Genomic DNA, 22,386 nt, shown 5'->3' with positions numbered 1-22,386 from the left:
TCGCTCACGCCTCCTTGAAGGGGAAGCCGAGGTGACGAAGGAGCGCGCGGCCCTCAGCGTCGTTGGTCGCCGTGGTCACCACGGTGATGTCCATACCCCGGGTGCGGTCGATCTTGTCCTGGTCGATCTCGTGGAACATGACCTGCTCCGTGAGACCGAAGGTGTAGTTGCCACGGCCGTCGAACTGCTTGGGGGACAGGCCGCGGAAGTCGCGGATGCGCGGCAGCGCGAGCGACAGGGTGCGGTCCAGGAACTCCCACATGCGGTCGCCACGGAGCGTGACGTGGGCACCGATCGGCTGGCCCTCACGCAGCTTGAACTGCGCGATGGACTTGCGGGCCTTGGTGACCTGCGGCTTCTGGCCGGTGATCGTGGTGAGGTCGCGGATGGCGCCATCGATCAGCTTGGAGTCGCGGGCGGCGTCGCCCACACCCATGTTGACCACGATCTTGACGAGGCCGGGGATCTGCATGACGTTCTCGTACTTGAACTCGTCACGCAGCTTGCCCGCGATCTCCTCGCGGTACTTCGTCTTCAGACGCGGAGTGGTGGTGGTAGCCATCAGATGTCCTCACCCGTCCGCTTGGCAACGCGGATCTTGTTGCCCTCTTCGTCGAAGCGGTAACCGACACGCGTGACGACCTTGTTGCCGTCCTTCTCCACGACGAGCTGAACGTTGCTCACGTGAATCGGGGCCTCGGTGGTCACGATGCCGCCGGCCTGGGAACCGCTGGCGGTCGGGCCGGCCTTGGTGTGCTTCTTGACCCGGTTGACACCCTCGACCAGGACGCGGTCCTCGCGGGGGAAGGCCGCGATGACCTTGCCCTGCTTGCCCTTGTCCTTACCGGTGATGACCTGGACCAGGTCGCCCTTCTTGATCTTCATGCTTACAGCACCTCCGGCGCGAGCGAGATGATCTTCATGAACTTCTTCTCGCGCAGCTCACGGCCGACCGGGCCGAAGATGCGGGTGCCGCGAGGGTCGCCGTCGTTCTTCAGAATGACGGCGGCGTTCTCGTCGAAGCGGATGTACGAGCCGTCCGGACGGCGGCGCTCCTTGACGGTGCGAACGATGACCGCCTTGACGACGTCACCCTTCTTCACGTTGCCACCGGGGATCGCGTCCTTGACGGTGGCGACGATGACGTCACCGATGCCCGCGTAGCGGCGACCGGAGCCACCGAGCACACGGATGCAAAGGATTTCCTTCGCACCAGTGTTGTCGGCGACGCGCAGTCGCGACTCCTGCTGGATCACGTCTATCTCCTGTTTGTCTGCCGGTTCCCCACCGGGGCTGATTGCTCAGCCCCGGTGGAGCCTGGCGGAACTGTCCTGCGAGGGGTGCCTCGCAGGAGAATTACTTGGCCTTCTCGAGGATCTCGACGACGCGCCAGCGCTTCGTCGCGGACAGCGGCCGGGTCTCCATGAGGAGGACGCGGTCGCCGACGCCCGCGGCGTTCTGCTCGTCGTGCGCCTTGAGCTTGTTCGTACGGCGGATGACCTTGCCGTACAGCGCGTGCTTGACGCGGTCCTCGACGGCGACGACGACGGTCTTGTCCATCTTGTCGCTGACGACGAGACCCTCACGGGTCTTGCGGAAACCGCGCGCCTCGGTGTTCTCAGTCACGTTGCTCTCGCTCATCAGGCGCTCTCCACCGTCTCGATGCCCAGCTCGCGCTCACGCATCAGGGTGTAGATCCGCGCGATGTCCTTACGGACGGCCTTGAGCCGACCGTGGTTCTCGAGCTGACCCGTCGCCGCCTGGAAGCGGAGGTTGAACAGCTCTTCCTTGGCCTCGCGGAGCTTCCCCAGAAGCTCCTCGTTGCCCAGCTCGCGCAGCTCGGACGCCTTGGTACCGGCCGACATCACGCTTCACCTGCCTCGCGCTTGACGATCCGGCACTTCATCGGCAGCTTGTGGGCTGCGCGAGTCAGGGCCTCACGGGCGATCTTCTCGTTGGGGTAGGACAGCTCGAACATGACCCGACCCGGGTGCACGTTCGCGATCCACCACTCCGGAGAACCCTTACCGGAACCCATGCGGGTCTCGGCAGGCTTCTTGGTCAGCGGACGGTCCGGGTAGATGTTGATCCAGACCTTGCCGCCACGCTTGATGTGGCGGGTCATCGCGATACGAGCCGCCTCGATCTGGCGGTTGGTCACGTACGCCGGCGTGAGGGCCTGGATGCCGTACTCGCCGAACGCGACCGTCGTACCACCCTTGGCCTGACCGCGGCGCTTCGGGTGGTGCTGCTTGCGGTGCTTGACCCTACGGGGGATCAGCATGTCGGTCAGGCCTCCGTTCCGGTGCTCTCAGCCGGAGCGGCGGGGGCCTCGGCCTTGGGGGCCTCGGCGCCGGCAGCCTGCTGCGGCTTGCGACCGCGCCGCTCGCCACCACGGCCACCACGGGCCGGGCGGTCGGCGCCACCACGGGCCGGGCGGTTACCCGCACGGGCCGCAGCGTTCTCGGCGCGGACCTCGGCGATGTTCTTGACGTCGCCCTTGTAGATCCAGACCTTCACACCGATGCGGCCGAAGGTCGTCTTGGCCTCGAAGAAGCCGTAGTCCACGTTCGCACGGAGCGTGTGCAGGGGCACACGGCCCTCGCGGTAGAACTCCGAGCGGGACATCTCGGCGCCGCCGAGACGGCCACCGCACTGGATCTTGATGCCCTTGGCGCCGGCCTTCATGGCGGACTGCATGCTCTTACGCATGGCCCGACGGAAGGAGACGCGGGAGGAGAGCTGCTCGGCGACGGCCTGGGCAACCAGCTGAGCGTCGGTCTCGGGGTTCTTGACCTCGAGGATGTTCAGCTGGACCTGCTTGCCCGTGAGCTTCTCGAGGTCGCCGCGGATGCGGTCGGCCTCGGCGCCACGGCGGCCGATGACGATGCCCGGACGAGCGGTGTGGATGTCCACCCGCACGCGGTCACGGGTGCGCTCGATCTCAACCTTCGAGATACCGGCGCGCTCCATGCCGGACGTCATCATCCGACGGATGGCGACGTCTTCCTTGACGTAGTCCTTGTACAGCTTGTCGGCGTACCAACGCGACTTGAAGTCGGTCGTGATACCGAGCCGGAACCCATGCGGGTTTACCTTCTGGCCCATTACCGGGTTCCTTCCTTGCTGCTGACGACCACAGTGATGTGGCTGGTCCGCTTGCGGATCCGGTAGGCACGGCCCTGGGCGCGCGGACGGAACCGCTTCAGGGTCGGACCCTCGTCGACGTACGCCTCGGAGATGTAGAGGCTGTCGGCGTCGGTGTGGTCGTAGTTGTGCGCGGCGTTGGCAATGGCGCTGTCGAGCACCTTGCCGACCGGCACGGAGGCTGCCTGCGGAGCGAATCGCAGAACAGCCTGAGCCTCCGTGGCATCCATGCCACGGATCAGGTCCACCACGCGGCGGGCCTTCATGGGCGTGACGCGGATGTACCGCGCCTGGGCCCTGGCTTCCATGGTTGTCCCTCTCAGTTACTTACGTGTCTGAATGCGATCCGCTACTAGCGGCGCTTCGACTTCCGGTCGTCCTTGACGTGGCCCCGGAAGGTGCGGGTCGGCGAGAACTCGCCGAGCTTGTGGCCGACCATCGACTCGGTGACGAACACCGGGATGTGGGTCTTGCCGTTGTGCACCGCGATCGTGTGGCCGAGCATGGCCGGGACGATCATCGAGCGACGGGACCAGGTCTTGATGACGTTCTTGGTGCCGGCTTCGTTCTGGACATCCACCTTCTTGATCAGGTGGTCGTCGACGAAGGGCCCCTTCTTCAAGCTACGAGGCATCTCAACCCGTCCTTAGCGCTTCTTGTTCGTCTTGCGGCGGCGGACGATGTACTTGTTCGACGCCTTCTTGGGCGAACGAGTACGGCCTTCCTTCTTGCCCCACGGGGACACAGGGTGGCGACCACCGGAGGTCCGGCCCTCACCACCACCGTGCGGGTGGTCAACCGGGTTCATCACGACACCACGGACGGTCGGGCGAACGCCCAGCCACCGCTTACGGCCGGCCTTACCCCAGTTGATGTTGCTCTGCTCGGCGTTGCCGACCTCACCGATGGTCGCGCGGCAGCGGACGTCGACCAGGCGGACCTCGCCGGACGGCATGCGCAGGTGGGCGTAGGTGCCCTCCTTCGCGAGCAGCTGCACGGAGGCACCGGCGGAGCGGGCGAACTTGGCACCGCCACCGGGACGGAGCTCGATCGCGTGGATCGTGGTACCGACCGGGATGTTGCGGAGGGCCAGGTTGTTGCCCGGCTTGATGTCGGCCCCGGGACCGTTCTCGATGCGGTCACCCTGCTGCAGGTTGCGCGGGGCGAGGATGTAGCGCTTCTCGCCGTCGGCGTAGTGCAGCAGCGCGATGCGCGCGGTGCGGTTGGGGTCGTACTCGATGTGCGCGACCTTCGCCGGCACGCCGTCCTTGTCGTGACGACGGAAGTCGATCACGCGGTAGGCGCGCTTGTGTCCGCCACCCTGGTGGCGAACGGTCACACGACCGGCGTTGTTACGGCCGCCCTTGCTGTGCAGGGGGCGGACCAGCGACTTCTCCGGCGTGGACCGCGTGACCTCGACGAAGTCGGCGACGCTGGCGCCACGACGGCCCGGCGTAGTCGGCTTGTACTTGCGGATTCCCATTTCTCAGTCCTCGTCCGATATCGGACGATCCGGACCGCCCTTAGGCGGTCGGACCGCCGAAGATGTCGATACGGTCGCCCTCGGCGAGGGTCACGATCGCGCGCTTGCTGCCGGCACGCTGACCGAAACCGGTCTTCGTGCGCTTGCGCTTGCCCTGGCGGTTGATCGTGTTGACCCCGGTGACCTTGACCGAGAAGACCGCCTGGACGGCCTGCTTGATCTGGGTCTTGTTGGCGTTCGGGTCGACGATGAACGTGTACTTGTTCTCGTCGAGGAGCGCGTAGCTCTTCTCGGAGACGACCGGCTTGAGCAGGACGTCACGGGGGTCCGTGTACGACTTGCTCAGCGGGGTCTCGACGGTGTTCTTGCCCTCGGTGGCGTGGCGCTTCGCCTTGGCGAGGCGCGCGGCCTTGGCGGCCTTGGCGGCCTTCGAGGCAATGCTCGGGTGACGCGTAGCCATCAGGCCTCGCTCCCTTCGGTGTCAGCGGCCTTGGGGCCAGACACGAAGGACTCGAAAGCGGCCTGGGTGAAGACCACGTCGTCCGAGACGAGAACGTCGTACGTGTTCAGCTGGCCCGGCTCCAGGATGTGGACCTGGGGCAGGTTGCGGGCGGACAGCCACGCGGCCTCGTCGGCACGCTCGACGATCAGGAGCAGGTTCTTGCGCTCCGAGATCTTGCCGAACAGGCTCTTGGCGGCCTTCGTGGACGGGTTCTCGCCCTCGATCACGCCGGAGACGACGTGGATGCGGTTGTGGCGGGCCCGGTCGGTGAGGGCGTGGCGCAGGGCCGCGGCCTTCATCTTCTTCGGGGTGCGCTGCGAGTAGTCACGCGGCTGCGGGCCGTGGACGACGCCACCACCGGCGAACTGCGGCGCGCGGGTCGAACCCTGACGGGCGCGACCGGTGCCCTTCTGGCGGTACGGCTTCTTGCCACCACCACGGACCTCGCCACGGGTCTTCGTCTTGTGCGTGCCCTGACGGGCAGCGGCCAGCTGTGCGACGACGACCTGGTGAAGCAGCGGAACGCTGATCTTCTCTACGTCGAAGATCTCCGCGGGGAGCTCGACGGTACCGGCCTTGTCGCCCGCCGGCGAAAGGATGTCAACAGTGCTCATCGGTTACCTCAGGCCCCCTTGGCCGCGGTGCGGACCAGGACGAGGCCGCCGTTCGGACCAGGAACCGCGCCCTTGATGAGCAGCAGACCCTTCTCCGCGTCAACGGCGTGGACGGTCAGGTTCTGGGTGGTGACCCGCTCGTTGCCCATGCGACCCGCCATGCGGAGGCCCTTGAACACGCGGCCCGGGGTGGCGCAGCCACCGATGGAACCGGGCGAGCGGTGCTTGCGCTGGGTGCCGTGACCGGCGCCGAGGCCCTTGAAGTTGTGACGCTTCATGACACCGGCGAAGCCCTTGCCCTTGCTCTTGCCGGTGACGTCGACCTTCACGCCGGCCTCGAAGACCTCAGCGGTGACTTCCTGGCCGAGCGTGTACTCGGAGGCGTCCGCGGTACGGATCTCGACGAGGTGACGACGGGGGGTGACGTCGGCCTTGGCGAAGTGGCCCTTGAGGGGCTTGTTCACCTTGCGCGGGTCGATCTCGCCGAAGGCGATCTGGACCGACTCGTAGCCGTCGACGTCGTTGGTGCGAACCTGGGTCACGACGTTGGGGCCGGCCTTGACGACGGTGACCGGAACAACACGGTTGTTCTCGTCCCACACCTGCGTCATGCCGAGCTTCTCGCCCAGGATGCCCTTGATCTGCTTAGCCATCTCTCAGATCACCGGCCTTCAGAGCTTGATCTCGATGTCGACACCGGCCGGGAGGTCGAGTCGCATCAGAGAGTCAACGGTCTTGGGCGTCGGGTCGAGGATGTCGATCAGGCGCTTGTGCGTGCGCATCTCGAAGTGCTCGCGCGAGTCCTTGTACTTGTGCGGCGACTTGATGACGCAGTACACGTTCTTCTCAGTGGGCAGCGGCACCGGGCCCGCGACCGACGCACCAGTGCGGGTCACCGTCTCGACGATCTTCTTCGCCGAGGAGTCGATGACCTCGTGGTCGTAGGCCTTGAGCCGGATGCGGATCTTCTGTCCCGCCATGGCTACTCAGTAGTCCTGTCTCTTCGCTCCGGAACCCGGTGTTCCTGACTTCCTTCTCCGACCCACGCGGTCGGGCGTGTCGCGCTCCCGCTGACATGGATGCCCCTTGTTCGAACATCCCTGCGGGGAATGCACACGGCCCTTCCGGAACCGCAAGCCGGGGACGGAAGGCCCACCGGGTGCCTGGCCGGTGCCGCGCCTACGCTTCCCGGAAGATTCCCGTACGTCCGTCCCAGTGCTGCCGTGGTGGCAGTTAGGACGACGAGTACTGTGGGACTCGCTTCCAGTCCTCCCGGCGGGAGGCGCGCGACATCAACACTCGACCGAGCAACTCGGACAGTCTGCCACATGGGGCGGGTGCTCCGCCAATCGGGCCGGAGAGAATACCCCGGGGGTGACGGAGATCAAACCGGAGCGCCGGTCTCCCGACTTCCGCGGTCACCGAAGCTTGTCAAGAGCGTCGCTGCGGGCGGAGGCCGGTGTCCCGGGAGCCGTACGCCAGTGCGTCCTGCAGCCCTCTGTCGACACCGAGCGCCTTGCCCCAGATGCGGCTCAAGTCCATGCTCTGGGCTTCCAGCTGCGCGAGCGCGTTCGTGGCGTCGGTGCCCTTCAGCTCCTGCTTCCACGAGTCGATCAGATGGCCGGCGGGGTCCTGGCTGTAGGCGGGCGGGGCGGGCGCGTGCGCCGACAGACGAGCGGCGACGTCCTCGCCCCACTTGTGCGCCTCGGTCTGCCCCATGCTCCCCGTCACCTTTTCCGCCGCTCCGTCCAGGGAGCCGAGGACCCGCCCGCTGAGCTTTGCACGCAGAGTGAGCGTCTCCTTTCCGGTCGTGGCGGGGGTCGCGGCGAGATCGGCGGCGATCCGCCGGGTGGCGGCGTCACGGACCGTGGCGTAGGCCTCGGGGCTGTCGATGCACTACGCCGGCGGGCCAGGCGGGGGCCACGGGGCGGGACCGTAGGGCGGTGGGCCCCACTGCGGCGGAGGCGCCCACGCGGCGGCGAGCCGTCGGCGGTGGCGGCTGCGTCGGACGGCGGTCACGACGCAGAGGGTCACGACTGCGGCCAACGCGGCAAGGAAGCAACCGACCCCCGCGGCGATACCGCCGATCGTGGCCCCCACCTCGGGCTTGTCTCCTAGCGCGAACTCGGCCGGCCGCTCTGAGATGCAGGTGAGCGTGTAGTCGCCGCTGCTGCCGGGCTTCACCTCGAAGACGCGCTCCCAGGTGCGGGACCCGAGAGTGATGCGGAAGGTACTGTCCGGCTGGGTCATCGCCCCGGACCGCATCCCAGGGATACGGCACTTGACCTGGCCCTTCCCGGACTGGGAGACGTAGATCGCCTTGGTCTTCCCCTGGACGAAGCTGAACGTCTGCGAGCCGCCGCTGGAGAAGCTCCGGGCAGTGTCGACCGAGTTCACCGTGTTCTTCACCGTCACCACGATGAAGGCGGTACCGACACCGGCCAGTACGAGCCCCAGCAGTGCAGCTACCAGGTACCAGATGCGCCGAGGCCGCAGGTCCTTTGCCGGGATGTTCGGCGGCGGAGGCGGCGGGCCACCGTACGGTGCTCCCCAGGGGGTGTGTATTGCCACAACCCCGCATGGTAGGGGGATCGCATGTAGCGGTGGCGGTGAATTGGTGATGGCCGTGCGGTGGTTGCCACGGCCGGACTCTCCTCTGGACCTGAGGCTCCAGCTCGCGCGGCACGTCAGGGAAGGTCACGGAGCGCGTCGGAGCGTGCGTGGAATGTGTCGTTCAGGGCATTTTCATGGAGTGAGTTCTGGACCTTGGTGGTGAGTCCCGACCCCTTGCCCCAGGCATCCACCATGTCGGCGCTCTGCTGCTCAAGGACATCCGAGCTGTTCTTGAGCCCGCCCTTGCGCAGGGTGCTCCACCACGTACCGACAAGGTGCCCGACCGGGTCCCTTTCGCAGGAAGGTGGTGTGGAAGCCTGCTCCATCGCCTGCGTGAAGAACCGCTCGCGATGCGGCACCGAGGCGGGTGGTCATGCCCCACTGCCCTTCTTCAGCAGCGTGAGTGTCTCCTGGTATTCGCGGTCCCCGCTCTCCTGGCACTTGGACACGACGTCTCCGGGGAGCGCTGCCCAGGCCCAGGTCCCGACCCCGGCACCGGCCAGCACGACAGCGCCGGCGGCCAGCACCGCAATCCGCTTACGACGGGAGGAGAGCGAGGGCATGAGGATCCTTCTCGGGAAGTGACTGCGTGGCCGCTCATGGCCCCGGTCACCGAATGGGACACGACGGCCACGGAGCTGGCATCGGCGGTCGCCTCGATGAGGAAGTCGCCGCTGTCGCACTCACTGAAGCCTTCTCATCCTGATCGCCAGGCGATCTCGATGGCGTGAACGGCGGCGACGGTCCGGCTGATCCGGTTCGGGCTGCAGCGGGCCTTGCGGAAGATCCGCCACTGCTTGAGCCGGGCGAAGGCTCGCTCGCCAGGCGCCCGCAGCTGGGCGTGGTCCCGGTTGTACTGGGCGTACTTCTCGGGTAGCTCGCGGCCGTAATAGGGGGTACGGACCGTGGCGCCGGCTCCGCGATAGGCGCGGTCGGCGAGTACCAGGATCTGCCTGGTCAGGCACGCTTGGATCACTCCGTGAGCGCGAGCGGCCGTAAGGTCGTGGGTCCGCCCGGGCAGAGCGCGTGAGTACCACAGCGCAGTGCCGTCCGGGCGGGCCAGGACCGCGACATTCATCCCGTGGTGGCGGTGCTTTTGCGAGTAATACGGCTCGTCGGCAGCCACCCGGTCCGTTCTGATCAGGGTGCCGTCCAGGATGAGGAACTCGTTCGGATCACGGTTTTGCAGCGCGTCGAGCAGGGTGGGAGCGTGGTCGGCCAGGATGTCGACGGCCTCGGTCACATGCCGGCTGGCCGTCACGGTCGAGACGCCGAACCCGGCCCCCACCTGCTGCAACGTCTCGTTCTTGCGCAGGTGCACCAGTACGAGGAGGGCCTGCTGGAAACAGCTCAGCCGTCGCCAGCGCGAGCGCAGTTCACGCCTTCGGGCGTAGATGAGCCAGGAGACGTACTCAACCACCTCATGCGGGACGTCGAGCATGGCACGATATGGGACCAACAGGGCTCCTGTGTCAGGGCGTTGATGAGTGAGATCACCAACCGAACGGCCAGGAGCCCTGCCGCGTCACGAACCCCCACCAACCCCTCGTCATCAGCCTCGAACCACAGGATGAGAAGGGTTCACTGAGCCAGACAGGGCATCACCGTATGCGCCAACGCCGGTCAGAGGTGGCGGGTATGCACTCCACACCAGGTCCATCCTGCCCCGAGGACAGTGCCCTGCACGGGATCCCTCATCTCCGAGCTGTCAAAGCGGAAAGTCTCCGTCAATTTGAAGCCGCCCTTGTCTCCCCGTTCGATTGCCCATCGTCGGGAAACCTTCTTCACCGGCCCACGATGCCATGACGCCGACGCCAGCATCCTGAGTGAATCCCCGACCCACGTAACCTCCCGCTGCTCCTCGCTGACACGGACCTCGCGGGATGCAGGAACGAAGCGCATCCGAATCCGATAGAGTCGATCCAGTTGGGACTTAGCGAAGAATGTCCGCCAAGCTGGCTCCATAACCCGGTATTCCGCCACCAGGTCGGCCCCCTCCTCTGGAGTGCCGGGGCGCACGACGTAGGGCACGCCCGGCTGGTTGAGCCTCAGCAGCGCGAACCGGAGCTCCTCGCAGGAACGCGTTACGACCTCATTGCTGGGGTACTTCGTATCCTGCGGTCTGCTGAAAAAGCCCATCAGCCTGCTCCTTCGGTTTCGGGCGAACCATGCGCACGAACTCCTGGAAGTCTCCTAGGAGGGCGTTGTGTTGCGCAGTGGTGGCGGTCAAGGCCATCTTTACTACGGCACACTTACGAGGGTCGGTGGCGTCAGGCAGCGACAGATACACCTGGGATTGAACGAGTTCGTGCCGTACGGCGTTGACGATCACCGAGAAAGCCAGGTTCTGCGTCAGGCCGGGTACGGCCGCAGAACCAACCTCGCGGCGGTCGGTCACCACTACCGACCCGACGAGTTCACCCATTCGCTGCACCGACACGTCGGCGATCTCGGCCAGCGTCGCGGCGTCCGATCGAAGTTCGCCGTCCATGGTGATGTTGGCGGCGAATCCGTCGTCCTGCTGCGAACGGAGCGCCATGAAGGCCACGCCCGGAGCACCGGTCTGGTCTGGAGGAACCGCGTGCCAGCCCGGTGGCAGTCGATATTCCACCGAAACCGGCATTGTCTTGGGCATCTCGGCCTGTCCTTTCGCGGGCAGCGAGTCAGAATATGCTGGTAATTCCGTGCATGGCCGAGCCAGCGACGTTACCAACCTTGTGAAGCCCATCTCCCACGGCGTCTGCCGCACCTCCCAGCGTATGGGACACCTCACTCGGATCAACGGTGACCTCAAAGCCCACGTCGCCACCGAGGCCGGGACAAACCCCCACCTCAGCACCGAACTCCCATTTCCCATCATCCTGTTTACCGAAGGTCAATTTGGCCTCCGCGCCCTCTCCGGCCTCACCATCGGCGGTGAAGCCGGCGGTGACCCCGCCAGCCTCCACACCGCCAGCCACACCAGCCTTGTACCCCGTGAACTCCTTCGCGCTGAGAGTGAGACCCTCCTGGCTGACCTTGCCCTTGACTCCGGCCTCGAAGCCGGCGAATCCGGTGGCCCGCCCGTAGACACCGACACCGTTGTCCTCAATGGACCCCTTGAGCTTCGCTCGTTCTGCTGCGGATACCTCGGCGCCGATGGAAGCAGAGTTTTTCGTCAATGCAGCGTTCGCACTGACTCTGGCTTCCGAGTTGAGGTCGGCCGTCCCGGCCAGTTGCAAATCGCCATGGGTCAGGGTTCCTTCCGCCTTCACATGGGCGAGATCGAAATACGCCTTGGCAAAGAACTCGTAGCCATCGCCCGGACCGGAGAAGGAAGTGCCACTATCGAATGCGGTTCTCGTGACCTTGCCCTTTGCGACCCACCCGTCGGACTTCTTGGCGTTGTATTTGTCGATGTCACCCACGGCCTCGCCGTTGAACCCCCGACCGCCCGCGGGACTACTTGAGTCGATCACGACCTTTTCCAGCGCGACCTGCACACTGGTATCGGCGTCGCGGACGGCCTTCACGGCACCATCAATGCTGTCCTGCCACTCTTGTACGACCGCCATGGAGACCAGGCCATCGTGCTTTACAGGGCGTCCGAAAACATCCCTCTGCCCACTCTCATCCCAGGAGACGATGCCCTGTTCCGAGACCTTCATGCCCGCGTCGATGGCATCCTGTCGCACCGACAAAACCTTACCGACGAGTTTGGCAATCCTGACCACTGCTTCGCGCAACAGCGACGCAACCGCCTTGGCTTCCGTCTGCGCGTTCTGGAACTCCTGGAGCGTGAGTGCGAAGCGTGCGTTGGCCACGAAGGCGGCCAACCCAGCCCAGTTGTCACCCATGGTGACGCTGTACACGTCTCGCCGATACGCCTCTTCCTGCCTCCTGAACTCGCCAGCCATGCCCTCCCAGGCGGTGGCGGCGGCGGTAAGGCTGGACAGGTCAGCGTTTATGATGTCGAAATAGGACGGCATTCCTCCCCCAACGGAGTGCTGATGGGCCACCTCGGACGGAACCGGTCGCATCCGCGCCCGGTCGCGCAGGCATGGATGGGCGTCCGATTCGATGCGTGCATCAGAACAGATCCAGCGGGGAGGCACGCCGGACTTCAGTACCCACAGCGATGTCCATCGTCTGGATCCCGTTGCCATCGGCGCGCAACGCGTTGCTCTCCGAAGTCAGCCGTTCTCGCAGGTAGTCCGTCTGCTCCTGCCACTTTGCGAGGGCTCGCTTCAGACCCGTTGCGAGTTGCCAGGGATCCTGGACCTTCGCGTCGAAATCCCTGATGGTCGACAAGCTGTCTGCGTCCGCGTAGGCCCCCGCTGCCTTCGTGTCAGGCGCAATATGCTGATCGATAGCGTTGGCCGCTGCCTGCTTCTCGGCCGGCGAGGACGCCAGATCCGGCCGAGCGCTCGTGGCTCCACCTCCGCCAGGATCGGCCGGTAACTGGTTCAGCCGCATGCTCACGGGCTGCCCGGCTTCAGGTAAGTGGTGCTCGCCTTGCGTGCTCTCTCCCATGCCCTTTACCCCCGTCAGGTCCCTGACACATCCACTTCACGCTAGCAACGTTGGTTCCATGGTCGGGGAGTTGAGCAGCACCTGACCGCATGTCTTTGACATCACATGGCACGCTGTTGAGTCAACCTTGATGGATCGCGACAGCACAACATTGAGCTAAGCATCGCGTCACTACCGTGTTGTCGCCCGCCTGGACAGCGGCGGCACAGGCAACGGCTTTGGGTCGGTCACCGTTCGCGGAACCAAAGCAGCAACCGTGTCTATTTCATCGACGGGGTGTAATTGATCGCATACGTCAGGAAGTTGCCCCAAGCCGTAGGGGTGACGGCGAGTTGGGTGCCTTCGGTTGTCTTGGAGTCACGGATGTGGATGGCGGCGGGGGCTACGGCTACCTCGACGCAGTCGTTCACGTCGCTGCTGCTGCTGTAACTGCTCTTGAACCACTTCAGTTCGTGGATCACGTCTCTCCCAGCGCTTGCTCGATGAAGGCCAGCGACTCTCTGGGCGTAAGAGCCTGGGCCCGGATCATGCCATACCGCAGTTCAAGGATCCGCAGGTCCCGAGGGTTCGAGACCGGGCGGCTGTTGAACGCGCCATCGGAGCGCCCGATCGCGGTGCCATCGGCGAACTTCAGCACTTCGATCAAGCCATCCGTTCCAGAGTGCTCCTCGCGGTCGGTCGGCATGACCTGAATCGAGACGTTCCGCAACTGCCCTACCTTCAGAAGGTGTTCGAGCTGACGGCGCAGGACCATTTTCCCTCCGAGCGGGCGCTCCAGCGTCACCTGTTCCTGGACGAAGCTGAGTGCAGGGGCGGGCTCGCGCTCGAAGATCGACTTACGGGCCATCCGCCCAGCAACGCCCCTCTCGATCACGTCTGTGGAATATGGGGGCTGCTGCATCTCAAACAGCGCCCGCGCGTACTCCTCCGTCTGCAACAGGCCATGGATGTTGTGGTTGCTGTACAGCAGCAGCTCGACCGCCCGGTCCTCCAGCATCTTCAGCTCGCGCACCTTCTTCGGGTACCGCGCCTTCTCCATGTCCTCCTTGAAGGCCTTGAGAAGCCCGCCCGCGTTCAGGATCTCGTCCGCCCTGTCCAGGAACTCCGGCCGGGGAATCCGTACCCCGCGCTCCACCTTCCGGACCAGGTCCTCGCCGTACCCGAGGGCCTCCGCCAGGTCGGCCACCCGCATCCCCGTCGCCTCCCGGCAGTGCCTGACCAGGCGCCCCACCGCCTCCACCAACGGCGCGCTCTCATCGCCGGGTTCGATATTCCACCCGGCCTCGTCCACACCCTCTTCGCTCACGGTCACCCACCTCCAACGCGCAGCCGTACCCGTACGGCACCCCGGACAGCCGAGACAGAACGGGACAACGACGGGACAGTCCCCATACGCACAGGCGTCATGGCACCTCAACACAAGCACGCTCGGCCACGCTGAGTGACATGAATCAAGAAACCGCCGAGCCCCCGGCCGAACTCACCAGCCCCATCCCCAACTTCACCGTGCTGCTGTCCCCCACGCCTCGCGGAGCCCGCCTCGCCCGCCTGCTCGCCACCGAACAACTCCGCAACTGGGGGCTCCCGTTGGAGTCGGCCCCGCACATCGTGGCCGAGCTGGCGGCCAACGCCGCGACCCACGACAGGGTGCCCGGGAGGAACTTCCGCCTCACGCTCTACGTCGTCGGCGACAAGCTCCGCATCGAGGTGACCGACACGCACGGTGACCGACTTCCCCGGATCCAACACCCTTCTGCCGAGAGCGACTCGGGCCGGGGACTGGTCCTGGTGGAGGCGCTGGCCGACCGCTGGGGTGTCTCGCCGGGCCGGACTCCGCGCAAGACCGTGTGGGCCGAGATCACCGTCCCGGCGCCAGGCTGAAAGAAGGCAATCTCGTCACGCCATCGTCCGTTCCTCGCCGGGCCAGACTCCGCGTAAGGCCGTCCGGGCAGAGGTGAAGACCGGCCCCACCGGATCGCGGCCCGTCCCGTCCCGGCGACCGACAGCCCGGCCCGACGCGTGGTCAAAGCTTTTCCATGACCGGGGGTAAATACCGGACCAACCAACCCCACCTACCTCCCCACGGCACCCATCACCCGGAAGAGTGGCATTTCCCAACTCGGCTGGATTTACGCCCAGTTCGCTGGCATATGCTCGCGGCGACCAACCGCAGACATGCGACGGCCCCCGGCCGGGAGTCACGATCCCGATCGAGGGCCTGACCACCGAGGAAGTAAAGGGCTTCCCGATGGATACCCAGCACTCTAGCGCGCCTTCGTGCGCCCAGCCGCTGAATCCGCGCGGCATCACCCACATCAACACCAAGCACACGACCCGCTTCACCGTCGTCGGCAATCACCTCACCCAGCACCGCGAGCTGTCCCTCACAGCGATCGGCCTGGCCTGCCACATCCAGTCGCTGCCCTCCGGCGCCCGCGTCGACATCAAGACCCTCGCCTCCCGCTTCCCCGAGGGCGAGACCCGTATCGCCGCCACCCTGCGCGAACTGGAGGAGCACGGCTACCTGGCGCGCATCCGCGAACGCCTCCCCAGTGGCCGGATCGTCACGCACACGGTGTCGTACAACCAGCCCTTGGCCGCGACCGAGCCGAAGCCGCCCGCCGCTCCCTCACGGCTCCCGCGAGACGCACCCCCGCCGCAGCCGGCCGAGCCCGAACCCGAGCCCGAACCCGAGCCCGAAAAAGCCAATCCCGCCCCCACCCCCAAGCCCCCACTCCCCGAACCCCAAACCCCCGACCTCGAACGCCACCGCACGGCCATCGCCCTCCTCGCCACGCTCCACCACCACGACCGCCGCCTCGTCCTCTCCGAACGCGATGTACACCGCCTCGCCCCCGCCGTGGCCGCCTGGCTCGAACGCGGTGTGTACCCCGATGCCGTACGCCACACCCTGACGTCGAACCTCCCGAGCAAGCCCCACTCCACCGCGAGCCTGATCGCCTACCGCCTCGCCGAGTCGCTACCGCCCCAGGCACCGCCCGCAGCACCACCGACCGGCGGGACCCACACTCCCCCTCCCCGGCTCCCGCTCCACAGCTGCGAGGGCTGCGAGCGCGCCATCCGAACACCCGCGCCCGTCGCCTACTGCCGCGACTGCCGCGAGGCAGGCCTGGATACCGCCACGGCGGCCTGAGTCACCAGGTCTCCGCGCCGGCTGCCGAGCAGTCGCCACACCCGCCTGAAACCACGGAAAACCCGAAGTCACACCTTTCCGAGGAACACCATGCTCACCGAGAACAACCCACCCTGCGACGCGATGTACCGAATTTTCTGGTACCATCCCGGACTTTTCCTCCGCGTGGCACCGATACTCGGGATCGCCGTTCCCGCGCTCGTCGAGGCCACGACGCTGCTCTCGATCGACACGCCCGGAATCGCCGGATGTCGATCGAACACACAGCTGTGCCTGGAAACAGCCGAGGGAGAGACCTTCCAGTTGTTGATCGAGGCGCAGGACCGAAGGGACCCCGTCAGGTCGACGCACTGGGCACGCCACGTCTCGTACCTGTGGGCCGAGCGCCAGCTGCCCACCGCCTTGCTGATCATGTGCCGCAACCAGGACACGGCTCGGTGGGCCGAGCAGCCGGTGTCCAGTGGACCCGTCCAACCACCCGCCCTCACCCTCCATCCATTCGTGGCGGGGCCGCACAACCTGCCGCTGGTCACTGACCCGGACGAGATCCACGCCCAACCGGCGCTGGCCGCGCTGTCGGCCATCATGCATCCGGCCGATCGGGGCATCGGCGGCACGCTGAAAGCGTTGTCCACTGCTTTGCGGGACCTCCCGAACGTGGACGTCTACCCGATCGCTGCCCTCACCGACCACGGTCTCGACCCCCACCCGGCCCAGCGCGTCTGGCGTGAACTGATGAAGCCGGCCATCAGGGAGAGGGAACAGACGAAAGCCCGTGCGGAGTCTCTCAGGGAAGGCCTCCTGCGCGTTCTGGGGACGCGGGGGCTTCTCCTCTCCCCGGACATGCGCGCACGCGTCATGCGCTGCAACGACCCCGAGATCATCTTGGACTGGCTCGCCCGCGTCGCCACCGCGTCCTGCGCCGAGGAGATCTTCGAGGACGAGTGACGGGCACAGGGCCGCACAACACCCCCGCACAACGAAAGGACACAGATGGTCACCGCGTCTCACGAGGTGATGCACCAGATCTTCCAGGATCACCCGACGCTCTTCTCCAGCGTCTCTGAAGTGCTCGGCATCCGGTTACCGCCGTCCGTCTCGGTCAAACCGGGGCCCACCGACGTCACCGAGACCAAGCCTGTCGAGCGGCGGATCGACACCCTGCTGCGCATCGAAACCGAGGACGACAAGCCCTTTCTGCTGGCGATCGAGGCTCAGAAGAGGAAGGACCCGGAGAAAGCGGCCAGCTGGGCCTACTACCTCGCGTACCTGCGCTGCAAGTACCGCCTCCCGACGCTGCTCTTCGTGGTCTGCCAGGACCGCGCCACCGCCAAGTGGGCGGCCCGGCCCGACCCCATCGGGTACGGCTCATGGCCCGCGCTGACCGTACGGCCCATCGTCGTCGGACCGGACAGCATCCCGGTGATCACCGACCCGGCCAAGGTCCTCGAAGACCGCCCCCTGGCCATCCTGTCCACGATCGTCCACGGCAAGAGCCCGGACATCGAAGGCATACTGAAGACGATGGCGGCGGCACTCCAGGATGTGTCGGAGGCCGACAAGATCAACAGCGTCAATCTCATCTTCGAAGGACTTGACACGCTGCCCGCAGCAGAGATCTGGAGGGAACTGGTGGTCTCGGACCTGAAAATCAAGGAGACGCCCGTCTACCAGGAAGGCCGAGCGGAAGGCCGAGCCCAGGGCAAGGCGGAAGACGTACTGCGCATCCTCGACACGAATGGCGTAGAAGTCCCCGACGAGACTCGCGAACGCGTCATGACGTGCCGCGACCTGGATCTTCTCGGTGTCTGGTTCGACCGGGCGATCAAGGCCACTTCAGCCTCGGAGGTCTTCGCCGAGACCGAGTGACCGAGTGACCGCCTGATACAGGGGCCGGTGGCCAAGGCGGCGAATACTTTCGAAGCCCAGCCCAGCCGAACGCCGGAGACCACGGTGCGGCCACCCTCGGTGTTGTCACCCGGCATGACCATCTCGGTGCCCTCGGGGAGGGACACCACGCCGGTCACGTCCGCCGAAGAGATCTTCGAAGACGACTAGCCACCGGGACCGTCAGTGGCGCCCAGTACCCTCCCCGCATGACCCGCACCACACCACCTCGCCCCCTTGACATCACAGCCCACTTCCCCGAGTTGGCGCCCCTCGCCCGGTCCGCCGTGCGGCTGCATCCGCGCGCCGGGGTGCCGGGCGTGGCGGACAGTTCTGTCGGGGGGTCGCTGCTGTGGCCGGCCGACGAGCCGTGGCCCACCTGCCCGGAGCATGCCGGGCCATGGCATCGGGGGGTCGCGCCCGACGACGTCCATGTCGGGCGGCGCGTGCTGCGCGAGGCCTGGGCCCGGCCCCGTGCCGAAGGGGCCGACCTGCTGACCGAGGAGGAACGCAGGCTGGTCGACCTCGGCACGAAGGACCGCCGGATAGCGCAGGACGGACCCGTGCCGATGGTGCCGGTGGCGCAGATACGCGCCGCCGATGTGCCGGACCTGCCCTGGCCCGAGGGCATGGACCTGCTCCAGGTGCTGTGGTGCGCCTTCGACCATCCCGAGGACCACTACGTGCCCAGGGTCGCGCTGCGCTGGCGCAGGGCTGCCGATGTCGTCGACCCGCTCGCCACTCCCCCGCGGCCCGCGGTGATCGGCAGTGACGACTACCTGCCCGCGCCGTGCGTGCTGCACCCCGAGACCGTCATCGAGTACCCGGCCCCGCACGAGCTGCCGGAGGAGCTGGCGGACCGGATCGAGGAGTGGGATGAGGCGAGGGAGGAGGAGGACGGGGAGTCGGCGATCTGCTATCAGCTCGACCTCGCCGTCGCCCCTGGGTGGAAGCTCGGCGGACACGCCCCCTGGAGCTTCTCCGACCCCTTCCCCATGGCCTGCGCCGAGTGCGGCAGTGGCGTACGGCCGCTCATCACCATCGACGGCACCGAGTGGGACGGCGGCAGCCGCAGCTGGCGGCCGGTGGAGGATGCCGGGTACAGCGGGTACCACTTCCTCGGGCCGGCGCTCGACACCCAGATCACCATCGGGCGCAGCTACAGCCTCCAGGTGTACGTGTGCGAGGCGTCGTACGCGCATCCGCCGGTGCAGAACATGCAGTGACGTCAGCCGTTGGCGGCACGGCCGGACCGGACGCGGCCACCCGCCGCGCGGCGGTCCATGCGGCGGCGGCGTATGGAGGCGACGTACGTGGCGATGGAGACGGCGACGATCGACACGGTGATGCCGAGCACCATCTGATCGACGGTCGCCACCCTGGTCACGGCATAGGCGATGCCCGCCAGCAGCGCGCACGCGCCCAGGCCTCTGAGCGTGTTCATCTCTCTCCTGCTCTGGTTCCGGTACTTACTTCCACGCGGAGACGCGGGTCACGTAGGACTTCACGATGGACGAGACGAGCCAGTAGGCGCGCACCACCGTGTAGACCAGCTCGGGGATCAGCAGCGCCTCGACGAGCATCGCCTTCCAGCCGAGGTTGCGTACGCGGAGCGCGGGATAGACGATCCAGAACCCGAAGAGCGCCCAGAGGAACGGCGCCTGGTGGAGGCCGTGTTCCGCGACGAGTGCGAGCTGCCGGGCTCCCCACCCCATGATGTAGACGAAGCCGGCCAGGCCCATGATCATGGTGGTGATGGAGTGCCAGGTGAACTTCGTCCAGCCGCGTCGGCGCAGCGTGTCCACGGTGCCGCGGCTCCACCGTTCGCGCTGCTGGATCAGCTCGCGCAGGGTGGGCATGAGGTCCGTGTAGGCGATGCAGAGCTGGTTGGCCGTGACCTTCCAGCCGGACTCCTTGAGGGCCAGCGTGGTCTCGTAGTCCTCGACCAGGTTCCGGTGGTCCTCCCAGAAGACCTCGCCCCGCCAGTCGATCAGCCCCTGGAGGGCCTCGGCCCGGTAGTAGGAGCCGGCGCCCGACATGGTGTGGACGTCGCGGCGGTAGCGCGCGTTGGCGGCCCGGCCGTACTCGATGATCTGCATGCCGAGCAGGAAGCGCTGCCAGGGATTGCGCCACAGGTCGGTGCGGCCGAGGCAGGCGGCACTGACGCCGCCGAGTTCCGGGTCGGACGCGATGACGTTACGCGCCCGTTCGATGAACCTCGTGTGCAGTTCGGTGTCGGCGTCCATGACGAGGACGTGCCCGACCCGGTTGTTCAACCGCCCGCCGACGGCCTCCCGCAGCCAGCGGAGGCCGTAGTTGAGGGCACCCGCCTTCTTGTGCGGGTTGTTGTCGAAGGTCAGGACGACGGTCAGTGGCGTGTTCGGGTCGTCGGCGAACTGACGCGCGTACTCCTCGGTGCGGTCGGTCGAGTTGTTGACGACCACGACGATGAGGTCCGGCCGTAGGGTCTGCGCGGCAAGGGAGTCCAGCGAGGTGAGGACGCCGACCTCCTCGTTCCGGGCCGGTACGAGGACGACGTTGTCGTAGACGACACCGCTCGGCGACGCGACGTCCGGGGCGTACGAGGTGCGGCCCCGTCTGTGTCTGCTGCTGCGCGGCGCGCGCCGCGATTCAACGCGCGCACCGCGCGCCGTCGTACCGCTCACTGAACGATCCCCACCCCTGGCGCAACGCCCCAACAGCCGCGCCCACATGATTGAAAGACAACCCCGGCGGAAAATTAGCGCACCCGCACGGCGTCCACTCACGCCCAGTCCGCGCCCACGGCTGCCCCGGTGAGCGTGCAGTTGAACTGCAGACCAACGCCGAGATCCCGTTTGCCCGATAAAGGAGCGACAAACATGGACACTGGGGGCAATAGGCCCCGTGGGGCGACAGTGACATGCGTGAGGAAAATCACACGGTTGAGGTCGAACCGATCCCGGCCATGGAGCGTCCGGGGGTGTGTGACTACCCTGCTTGACAATGATCAGCCATAGATTCCGGGACGCCTCGTGAGCCGACGTCGCCACGAACCCGCCCGCCGCACTCGTCAAGCACTCGTACCTCTGCTCTCCGTGGGCATCCTGGCCGCCGGCGGCGCCGCTGCGTACCTGTGGAAGTCGGCCGATCACGAGGACCCGGTTCTGACCGTGCGCTACCGCGCCGGCGCTCCGGTGAAGGGTGCCGTGGCCAAGCCGTGGCTGGAGGTCGTCAACACGTCGGGGAAGACGGTGGACCTGAGCGGTGTGACGCTGAGGTACTACTACACGGCCGACGGCGCCACCGCCTACGGCGCCAACTGCGTCCAGACCTCACTCCGCTGCTCGAACCTCACCCTGAAGACGGGGAAGACCGGCAGCCCTGCCCGGAATGCGGACCACTACCTCCAGGTCGGCTTCACCGCGGCAGCGGGCAGCCTGGCGCCGGGCAGGAGCAGCCAGGGCATCGGCCTTCAGCTCTACCGCGTCGACCACGGGAAGCTGGACCAGGCGAACGACCGCTCGTACGACGCCGGGGACACCACGTACACGCCGTCGAAGCTCGTGACCGCGTACGTCCGCGGCACCCGCGTCTGGGGCGAGGAGCCGTACGAGAGCAGCACTCCGGTCCCCGTGCGGGACGGCTCCTCTGTCTCGTCCAGGGCGCCGGGGACCGGCCCCGGGGTCCTCTTCGACGACTTCGACTACACCGGCCCCGAGGACCCCGCGCTCGCCGCCAACGGCTGGGAGGCCCGCAGCGGCGAAGGCGGACCCGGCGTCAAGGACTCCTGGTCGCGGGCCGGGATCAGCTTCCCCGCCGGGCAGGACCGCGCGGGCGGCCAGGCCCTTCAGCTGCGCGCCCGTACGGACGGAACCGCGGGGGGCACCCAGCAGTCCGAGTTCCGCCGTACCGAGGGCACTGTGCTCAGCGGCACGCTCGTCGCCCGGGTGCGCTTCAGCGACGAGCCGACGAGCGGCGGCGACGGCGGCCACATCGCCGAGTCCTTCTTCACCATCTCCCCCGACCACGCGTCGAAGAAGTACAGCGAACTCGACTACGAGTACATGCCGAACGGCGGATGGGGCAGGTTCGGCCCCCGTCTGGACACCACGAGCTGGCGCAGCAGCGTCCTGGGAGACCGGGTCACGAGTTCCCGCGCGACGAAGCTCGGCGGCTGGCACACCCTGGCGATCACCTCGGCGGACGGCGCGACCAGCTACTCCGTCGACGGCCAGAAGCTGTTCACCAACGGCAGCGGCTACGTGCCGCGCGAGCGCATGAGCATCAACTTCAGCGCGTGGCTCATCGACCTCCCCTTCCAGGGTGCACCTCGCACCTGGGACATGCAGGTCGACTGGGTCTACTACCAGTCCGAAAAGGCCGTCTCCACGAAGACGGCCGAGCAGGCCGCGTCCGCTCTTGCCGCCGCCGGCACCGGCTACGTCAACACCCTGCCCAAGTCCTGAGCGGCGCGCAGGACAGCCGCCGAACG

Annotated in this window: 32 protein-coding genes and 1 pseudogene; 6 read left to right on the top strand and 27 right to left on the bottom strand. The window is 66.7% G+C overall.

Annotated elements, in window-relative coordinates; all coding sequences use genetic code 11:
* Positions 1–4: 4 nt before the first annotated feature.
* From rplE to ACWD35_RS21950, 25 genes and pseudogenes are all read right to left on the bottom strand, one after another.
* A complete protein-coding gene (gene rplE / locus ACWD35_RS22070; protein WP_152888007.1) occupies positions 5–562 on the bottom strand; it encodes a 50S ribosomal protein L5 in 558 nt (185 codons plus the stop codon).
* Positions 562–885, bottom strand: a complete 324-nt coding sequence (rplX, locus tag ACWD35_RS22065; RefSeq protein WP_402631495.1) for a 50S ribosomal protein L24 — start codon at positions 883–885, stop codon at positions 562–564. Before rplX ends, rplE begins: the two co-directional genes overlap by 1 nt.
* A gap of 2 nt (positions 886–887) precedes the next feature.
* Positions 888–1,256, bottom strand: coding sequence for a 50S ribosomal protein L14 (gene rplN / locus ACWD35_RS22060; protein WP_003998823.1), 369 nt, complete (start codon positions 1,254–1,256; stop codon positions 888–890).
* A gap of 100 nt (positions 1,257–1,356) precedes the next feature.
* On the bottom strand, positions 1,357–1,641 hold the full coding sequence (gene rpsQ / locus ACWD35_RS22055; protein WP_014674375.1) for a 30S ribosomal protein S17: 285 nt from the start codon (positions 1,639–1,641) through the stop codon (positions 1,357–1,359).
* Positions 1,641–1,865: a 50S ribosomal protein L29 gene (gene rpmC / locus ACWD35_RS22050; protein WP_030174543.1), complete on the bottom strand. Its 225-nt coding sequence runs from the start codon at positions 1,863–1,865 to the stop codon at positions 1,641–1,643. Before rpmC ends, rpsQ begins: the two co-directional genes overlap by 1 nt.
* Complete coding sequence (gene rplP, locus ACWD35_RS22045; RefSeq protein WP_004927269.1) at positions 1,865–2,284, bottom strand: 50S ribosomal protein L16; 420 nt, start codon at positions 2,282–2,284, stop codon at positions 1,865–1,867. The genes rpmC and rplP overlap by 1 nt, the downstream gene beginning before the upstream one ends.
* A 5-nt stretch (positions 2,285–2,289) precedes the next feature.
* Positions 2,290–3,108: a 30S ribosomal protein S3 gene (gene rpsC, locus ACWD35_RS22040; protein WP_399178220.1), complete on the bottom strand. Its 819-nt coding sequence runs from the start codon at positions 3,106–3,108 to the stop codon at positions 2,290–2,292.
* The gene (rplV, locus tag ACWD35_RS22035; protein WP_019329637.1) at positions 3,108–3,455 is read right to left on the bottom strand and encodes a 50S ribosomal protein L22; all 348 of its coding nucleotides are present in this window, start codon (positions 3,453–3,455) and stop codon (positions 3,108–3,110) included. The genes rpsC and rplV overlap by 1 nt, the downstream gene beginning before the upstream one ends.
* Before the next feature lie 44 nt (positions 3,456–3,499).
* Positions 3,500–3,781 (bottom strand): 30S ribosomal protein S19, encoded by a 282-nt coding sequence (rpsS, locus tag ACWD35_RS22030; protein WP_003948639.1) that lies wholly within the window; start codon positions 3,779–3,781, stop codon positions 3,500–3,502.
* Between the two features lie 12 nt (positions 3,782–3,793).
* Positions 3,794–4,630, bottom strand: a complete 837-nt coding sequence (gene rplB, locus ACWD35_RS22025) for a 50S ribosomal protein L2 (RefSeq protein WP_094215513.1) — start codon at positions 4,628–4,630, stop codon at positions 3,794–3,796.
* Positions 4,631–4,670: 40 nt separating this feature from the next.
* Positions 4,671–5,090 carry a 50S ribosomal protein L23 gene (rplW, locus tag ACWD35_RS22020; protein ID WP_132857209.1) on the bottom strand — a complete coding sequence of 140 codons (420 nt, stop codon included), beginning with the start codon at positions 5,088–5,090 and terminating at the stop codon, positions 4,671–4,673.
* Positions 5,090–5,746 (bottom strand): 50S ribosomal protein L4, encoded by a 657-nt coding sequence (rplD, locus tag ACWD35_RS22015; RefSeq protein ID WP_451352982.1) that lies wholly within the window; start codon positions 5,744–5,746, stop codon positions 5,090–5,092. Before rplD ends, rplW begins: the two co-directional genes overlap by 1 nt.
* Positions 5,747–5,754: 8 nt before the next feature.
* Positions 5,755–6,399 (bottom strand): 50S ribosomal protein L3, encoded by a 645-nt coding sequence (rplC, locus tag ACWD35_RS22010; protein WP_062706771.1) that lies wholly within the window; start codon positions 6,397–6,399, stop codon positions 5,755–5,757.
* An 18-nt stretch (positions 6,400–6,417) separates the two neighbouring features.
* On the bottom strand, positions 6,418–6,726 hold the full coding sequence (rpsJ, locus tag ACWD35_RS22005; protein ID WP_003948644.1) for a 30S ribosomal protein S10: 309 nt from the start codon (positions 6,724–6,726) through the stop codon (positions 6,418–6,420).
* Positions 6,727–7,177: 451 nt separating this feature from the next.
* Positions 7,178–7,465 (bottom strand): hypothetical protein, encoded by a 288-nt coding sequence (locus tag ACWD35_RS22000; protein WP_451352981.1) that lies wholly within the window; start codon positions 7,463–7,465, stop codon positions 7,178–7,180.
* A 177-nt stretch (positions 7,466–7,642) separates the two neighbouring features.
* Positions 7,643–8,317, bottom strand: a complete 675-nt coding sequence (locus ACWD35_RS21995; protein WP_451352980.1) for a serine/arginine repetitive matrix protein 2 — start codon at positions 8,315–8,317, stop codon at positions 7,643–7,645.
* Between the two features lie 116 nt (positions 8,318–8,433).
* A complete protein-coding gene (locus ACWD35_RS21990; protein WP_451352979.1) occupies positions 8,434–8,718 on the bottom strand; it encodes a hypothetical protein in 285 nt (94 codons plus the stop codon).
* A 12-nt stretch (positions 8,719–8,730) separates the two neighbouring features.
* Positions 8,731–8,922, bottom strand: a complete 192-nt coding sequence (locus ACWD35_RS21985; protein WP_451352978.1) for a hypothetical protein — start codon at positions 8,920–8,922, stop codon at positions 8,731–8,733.
* 134 nt (positions 8,923–9,056) lie between these two features.
* Positions 9,057–9,859 (bottom strand): annotated as a pseudogene (locus ACWD35_RS21980) (transposase family protein).
* A 123-nt stretch (positions 9,860–9,982) separates the two neighbouring features.
* Entirely contained in the window at positions 9,983–10,498 is a 516-nt protein-coding gene (locus ACWD35_RS21975) for a hypothetical protein (protein WP_451352977.1), read from the bottom strand.
* Positions 10,452–10,994 carry a hypothetical protein gene (locus ACWD35_RS21970; protein WP_451352976.1) on the bottom strand — a complete coding sequence of 181 codons (543 nt, stop codon included), beginning with the start codon at positions 10,992–10,994 and terminating at the stop codon, positions 10,452–10,454. Before ACWD35_RS21970 ends, ACWD35_RS21975 begins: the two co-directional genes overlap by 47 nt.
* A gap of 28 nt (positions 10,995–11,022) precedes the next feature.
* The gene (locus tag ACWD35_RS21965) at positions 11,023–12,327 is read right to left on the bottom strand and encodes a hypothetical protein (RefSeq protein WP_451352975.1); all 1,305 of its coding nucleotides are present in this window, start codon (positions 12,325–12,327) and stop codon (positions 11,023–11,025) included.
* Between the two features lie 100 nt (positions 12,328–12,427).
* Positions 12,428–12,871 (bottom strand): hypothetical protein, encoded by a 444-nt coding sequence (locus ACWD35_RS21960; RefSeq protein WP_451352974.1) that lies wholly within the window; start codon positions 12,869–12,871, stop codon positions 12,428–12,430.
* A gap of 260 nt (positions 12,872–13,131) precedes the next feature.
* Entirely contained in the window at positions 13,132–13,332 is a 201-nt protein-coding gene (locus ACWD35_RS21955) for a DUF397 domain-containing protein (protein WP_451352973.1), read from the bottom strand.
* Positions 13,329–14,177, bottom strand: coding sequence for a helix-turn-helix domain-containing protein (locus tag ACWD35_RS21950; RefSeq protein WP_451352972.1), 849 nt, complete (start codon positions 14,175–14,177; stop codon positions 13,329–13,331). Before ACWD35_RS21950 ends, ACWD35_RS21955 begins: the two co-directional genes overlap by 4 nt.
* A gap of 140 nt (positions 14,178–14,317) precedes the next feature.
* On the opposite strand from ACWD35_RS21950, the gene ACWD35_RS21945 reads away from it, so the two are divergent.
* The 5 genes from ACWD35_RS21945 (at position 14,318) to ACWD35_RS21925 (ending at position 19,138) form a co-directional block, all read left to right on the top strand.
* Positions 14,318–14,752 (top strand): ATP-binding protein, encoded by a 435-nt coding sequence (locus ACWD35_RS21945; RefSeq protein ID WP_451352971.1) that lies wholly within the window; start codon positions 14,318–14,320, stop codon positions 14,750–14,752.
* Positions 14,753–15,119: 367 nt separating this feature from the next.
* Positions 15,120–16,025, top strand: coding sequence for a helix-turn-helix domain-containing protein (locus ACWD35_RS21940; protein WP_451352970.1), 906 nt, complete (start codon positions 15,120–15,122; stop codon positions 16,023–16,025).
* Between the two features lie 165 nt (positions 16,026–16,190).
* Positions 16,191–16,973: a hypothetical protein gene (locus tag ACWD35_RS21935; protein WP_451352969.1), complete on the top strand. Its 783-nt coding sequence runs from the start codon at positions 16,191–16,193 to the stop codon at positions 16,971–16,973.
* 45 nt (positions 16,974–17,018) lie between these two features.
* Positions 17,019–17,894 (top strand): hypothetical protein, encoded by an 876-nt coding sequence (locus tag ACWD35_RS21930; protein WP_451352968.1) that lies wholly within the window; start codon positions 17,019–17,021, stop codon positions 17,892–17,894.
* Between the two features lie 227 nt (positions 17,895–18,121).
* On the top strand, positions 18,122–19,138 hold the full coding sequence (locus tag ACWD35_RS21925; protein WP_451352967.1) for a hypothetical protein: 1,017 nt from the start codon (positions 18,122–18,124) through the stop codon (positions 19,136–19,138).
* A gap of 2 nt (positions 19,139–19,140) precedes the next feature.
* Here ACWD35_RS21925 and ACWD35_RS21920 read toward each other — a convergent pair whose 3' ends face one another.
* Together ACWD35_RS21920 and ACWD35_RS21915 are read right to left on the bottom strand one after the other, a co-directional pair.
* Positions 19,141–19,356 carry a hypothetical protein gene (locus ACWD35_RS21920; RefSeq protein WP_451352966.1) on the bottom strand — a complete coding sequence of 72 codons (216 nt, stop codon included), beginning with the start codon at positions 19,354–19,356 and terminating at the stop codon, positions 19,141–19,143.
* Positions 19,357–19,381: 25 nt separating this feature from the next.
* Positions 19,382–20,578, bottom strand: a complete 1,197-nt coding sequence (locus tag ACWD35_RS21915; protein WP_451352965.1) for a glycosyltransferase family 2 protein — start codon at positions 20,576–20,578, stop codon at positions 19,382–19,384.
* Between the two features lie 348 nt (positions 20,579–20,926).
* Here ACWD35_RS21915 and ACWD35_RS21910 point away from each other — a divergent pair, with 348 nt between their 5' ends.
* Positions 20,927–22,360, top strand: a complete 1,434-nt coding sequence (locus tag ACWD35_RS21910; RefSeq protein ID WP_451352964.1) for a cellulose binding domain-containing protein — start codon at positions 20,927–20,929, stop codon at positions 22,358–22,360.
* Positions 22,361–22,386 lie beyond the last annotated feature (26 nt).

The organism is Streptomyces sp. NPDC002671 (assembly GCF_053592475.1).
This window is presented reverse-complemented; position numbering and strand designations above follow the sequence as displayed.

What these genes read in the sequence shown, in the direction of transcription:
- rplX (WP_402631495.1), bottom strand. Translation starts at nt 885, where the DNA reads ATGAAGATCAAGAAGGGCGACCTGGTCCAGGTCATCACCGGTAAGGAC.
- rpsQ (WP_014674375.1), bottom strand. Translation starts at nt 1,641, where the DNA reads ATGAGCGAGAGCAACGTGACTGAGAACACCGAGGCGCGCGGTTTCCGC.
- rplE (WP_152888007.1), bottom strand. Translation starts at nt 562, where the DNA reads ATGGCTACCACCACCACTCCGCGTCTGAAGACGAAGTACCGCGAGGAG.
- ACWD35_RS21925 (WP_451352967.1), top strand. Translation starts at nt 18,122, where the DNA reads ATGACCCGCACCACACCACCTCGCCCCCTTGACATCACAGCCCACTTC.
- rpsJ (WP_003948644.1), bottom strand. Translation starts at nt 6,726, where the DNA reads ATGGCGGGACAGAAGATCCGCATCCGGCTCAAGGCCTACGACCACGAG.
- rplB (WP_094215513.1), bottom strand. Translation starts at nt 4,630, where the DNA reads ATGGGAATCCGCAAGTACAAGCCGACTACGCCGGGCCGTCGTGGCGCC.
- rplV (WP_019329637.1), bottom strand. Translation starts at nt 3,455, where the DNA reads ATGGAAGCCAGGGCCCAGGCGCGGTACATCCGCGTCACGCCCATGAAG.
- rplW (WP_132857209.1), bottom strand. Translation starts at nt 5,090, where the DNA reads ATGGCTACGCGTCACCCGAGCATTGCCTCGAAGGCCGCCAAGGCCGCC.
- ACWD35_RS21920 (WP_451352966.1), bottom strand. Translation starts at nt 19,356, where the DNA reads ATGAACACGCTCAGAGGCCTGGGCGCGTGCGCGCTGCTGGCGGGCATC.
- ACWD35_RS21930 (WP_451352968.1), top strand. Translation starts at nt 17,019, where the DNA reads ATGGTCACCGCGTCTCACGAGGTGATGCACCAGATCTTCCAGGATCAC.
- rplP (WP_004927269.1), bottom strand. Translation starts at nt 2,284, where the DNA reads ATGCTGATCCCCCGTAGGGTCAAGCACCGCAAGCAGCACCACCCGAAG.
- rpmC (WP_030174543.1), bottom strand. Translation starts at nt 1,865, where the DNA reads ATGTCGGCCGGTACCAAGGCGTCCGAGCTGCGCGAGCTGGGCAACGAG.
- rplD (WP_451352982.1), bottom strand. Translation starts at nt 5,746, where the DNA reads ATGAGCACTGTTGACATCCTTTCGCCGGCGGGCGACAAGGCCGGTACC.
- ACWD35_RS21975 (WP_451352977.1), bottom strand. Translation starts at nt 10,498, where the DNA reads ATGGGCTTTTTCAGCAGACCGCAGGATACGAAGTACCCCAGCAATGAG.
- ACWD35_RS21985 (WP_451352978.1), bottom strand. Translation starts at nt 8,922, where the DNA reads ATGCCCTCGCTCTCCTCCCGTCGTAAGCGGATTGCGGTGCTGGCCGCC.
- ACWD35_RS21965 (WP_451352975.1), bottom strand. Translation starts at nt 12,327, where the DNA reads ATGCCGTCCTATTTCGACATCATAAACGCTGACCTGTCCAGCCTTACC.
- rpsC (WP_399178220.1), bottom strand. Translation starts at nt 3,108, where the DNA reads ATGGGCCAGAAGGTAAACCCGCATGGGTTCCGGCTCGGTATCACGACC.
- ACWD35_RS21970 (WP_451352976.1), bottom strand. Translation starts at nt 10,994, where the DNA reads ATGCCCAAGACAATGCCGGTTTCGGTGGAATATCGACTGCCACCGGGC.
- rpsS (WP_003948639.1), bottom strand. Translation starts at nt 3,781, where the DNA reads ATGCCTCGTAGCTTGAAGAAGGGGCCCTTCGTCGACGACCACCTGATC.
- ACWD35_RS21960 (WP_451352974.1), bottom strand. Translation starts at nt 12,871, where the DNA reads ATGGGAGAGAGCACGCAAGGCGAGCACCACTTACCTGAAGCCGGGCAG.
- rplC (WP_062706771.1), bottom strand. Translation starts at nt 6,399, where the DNA reads ATGGCTAAGCAGATCAAGGGCATCCTGGGCGAGAAGCTCGGCATGACG.
- ACWD35_RS21945 (WP_451352971.1), top strand. Translation starts at nt 14,318, where the DNA reads ATGAATCAAGAAACCGCCGAGCCCCCGGCCGAACTCACCAGCCCCATC.
- ACWD35_RS22000 (WP_451352981.1), bottom strand. Translation starts at nt 7,465, where the DNA reads ATGGGGCAGACCGAGGCGCACAAGTGGGGCGAGGACGTCGCCGCTCGT.
- ACWD35_RS21940 (WP_451352970.1), top strand. Translation starts at nt 15,120, where the DNA reads ATGGATACCCAGCACTCTAGCGCGCCTTCGTGCGCCCAGCCGCTGAAT.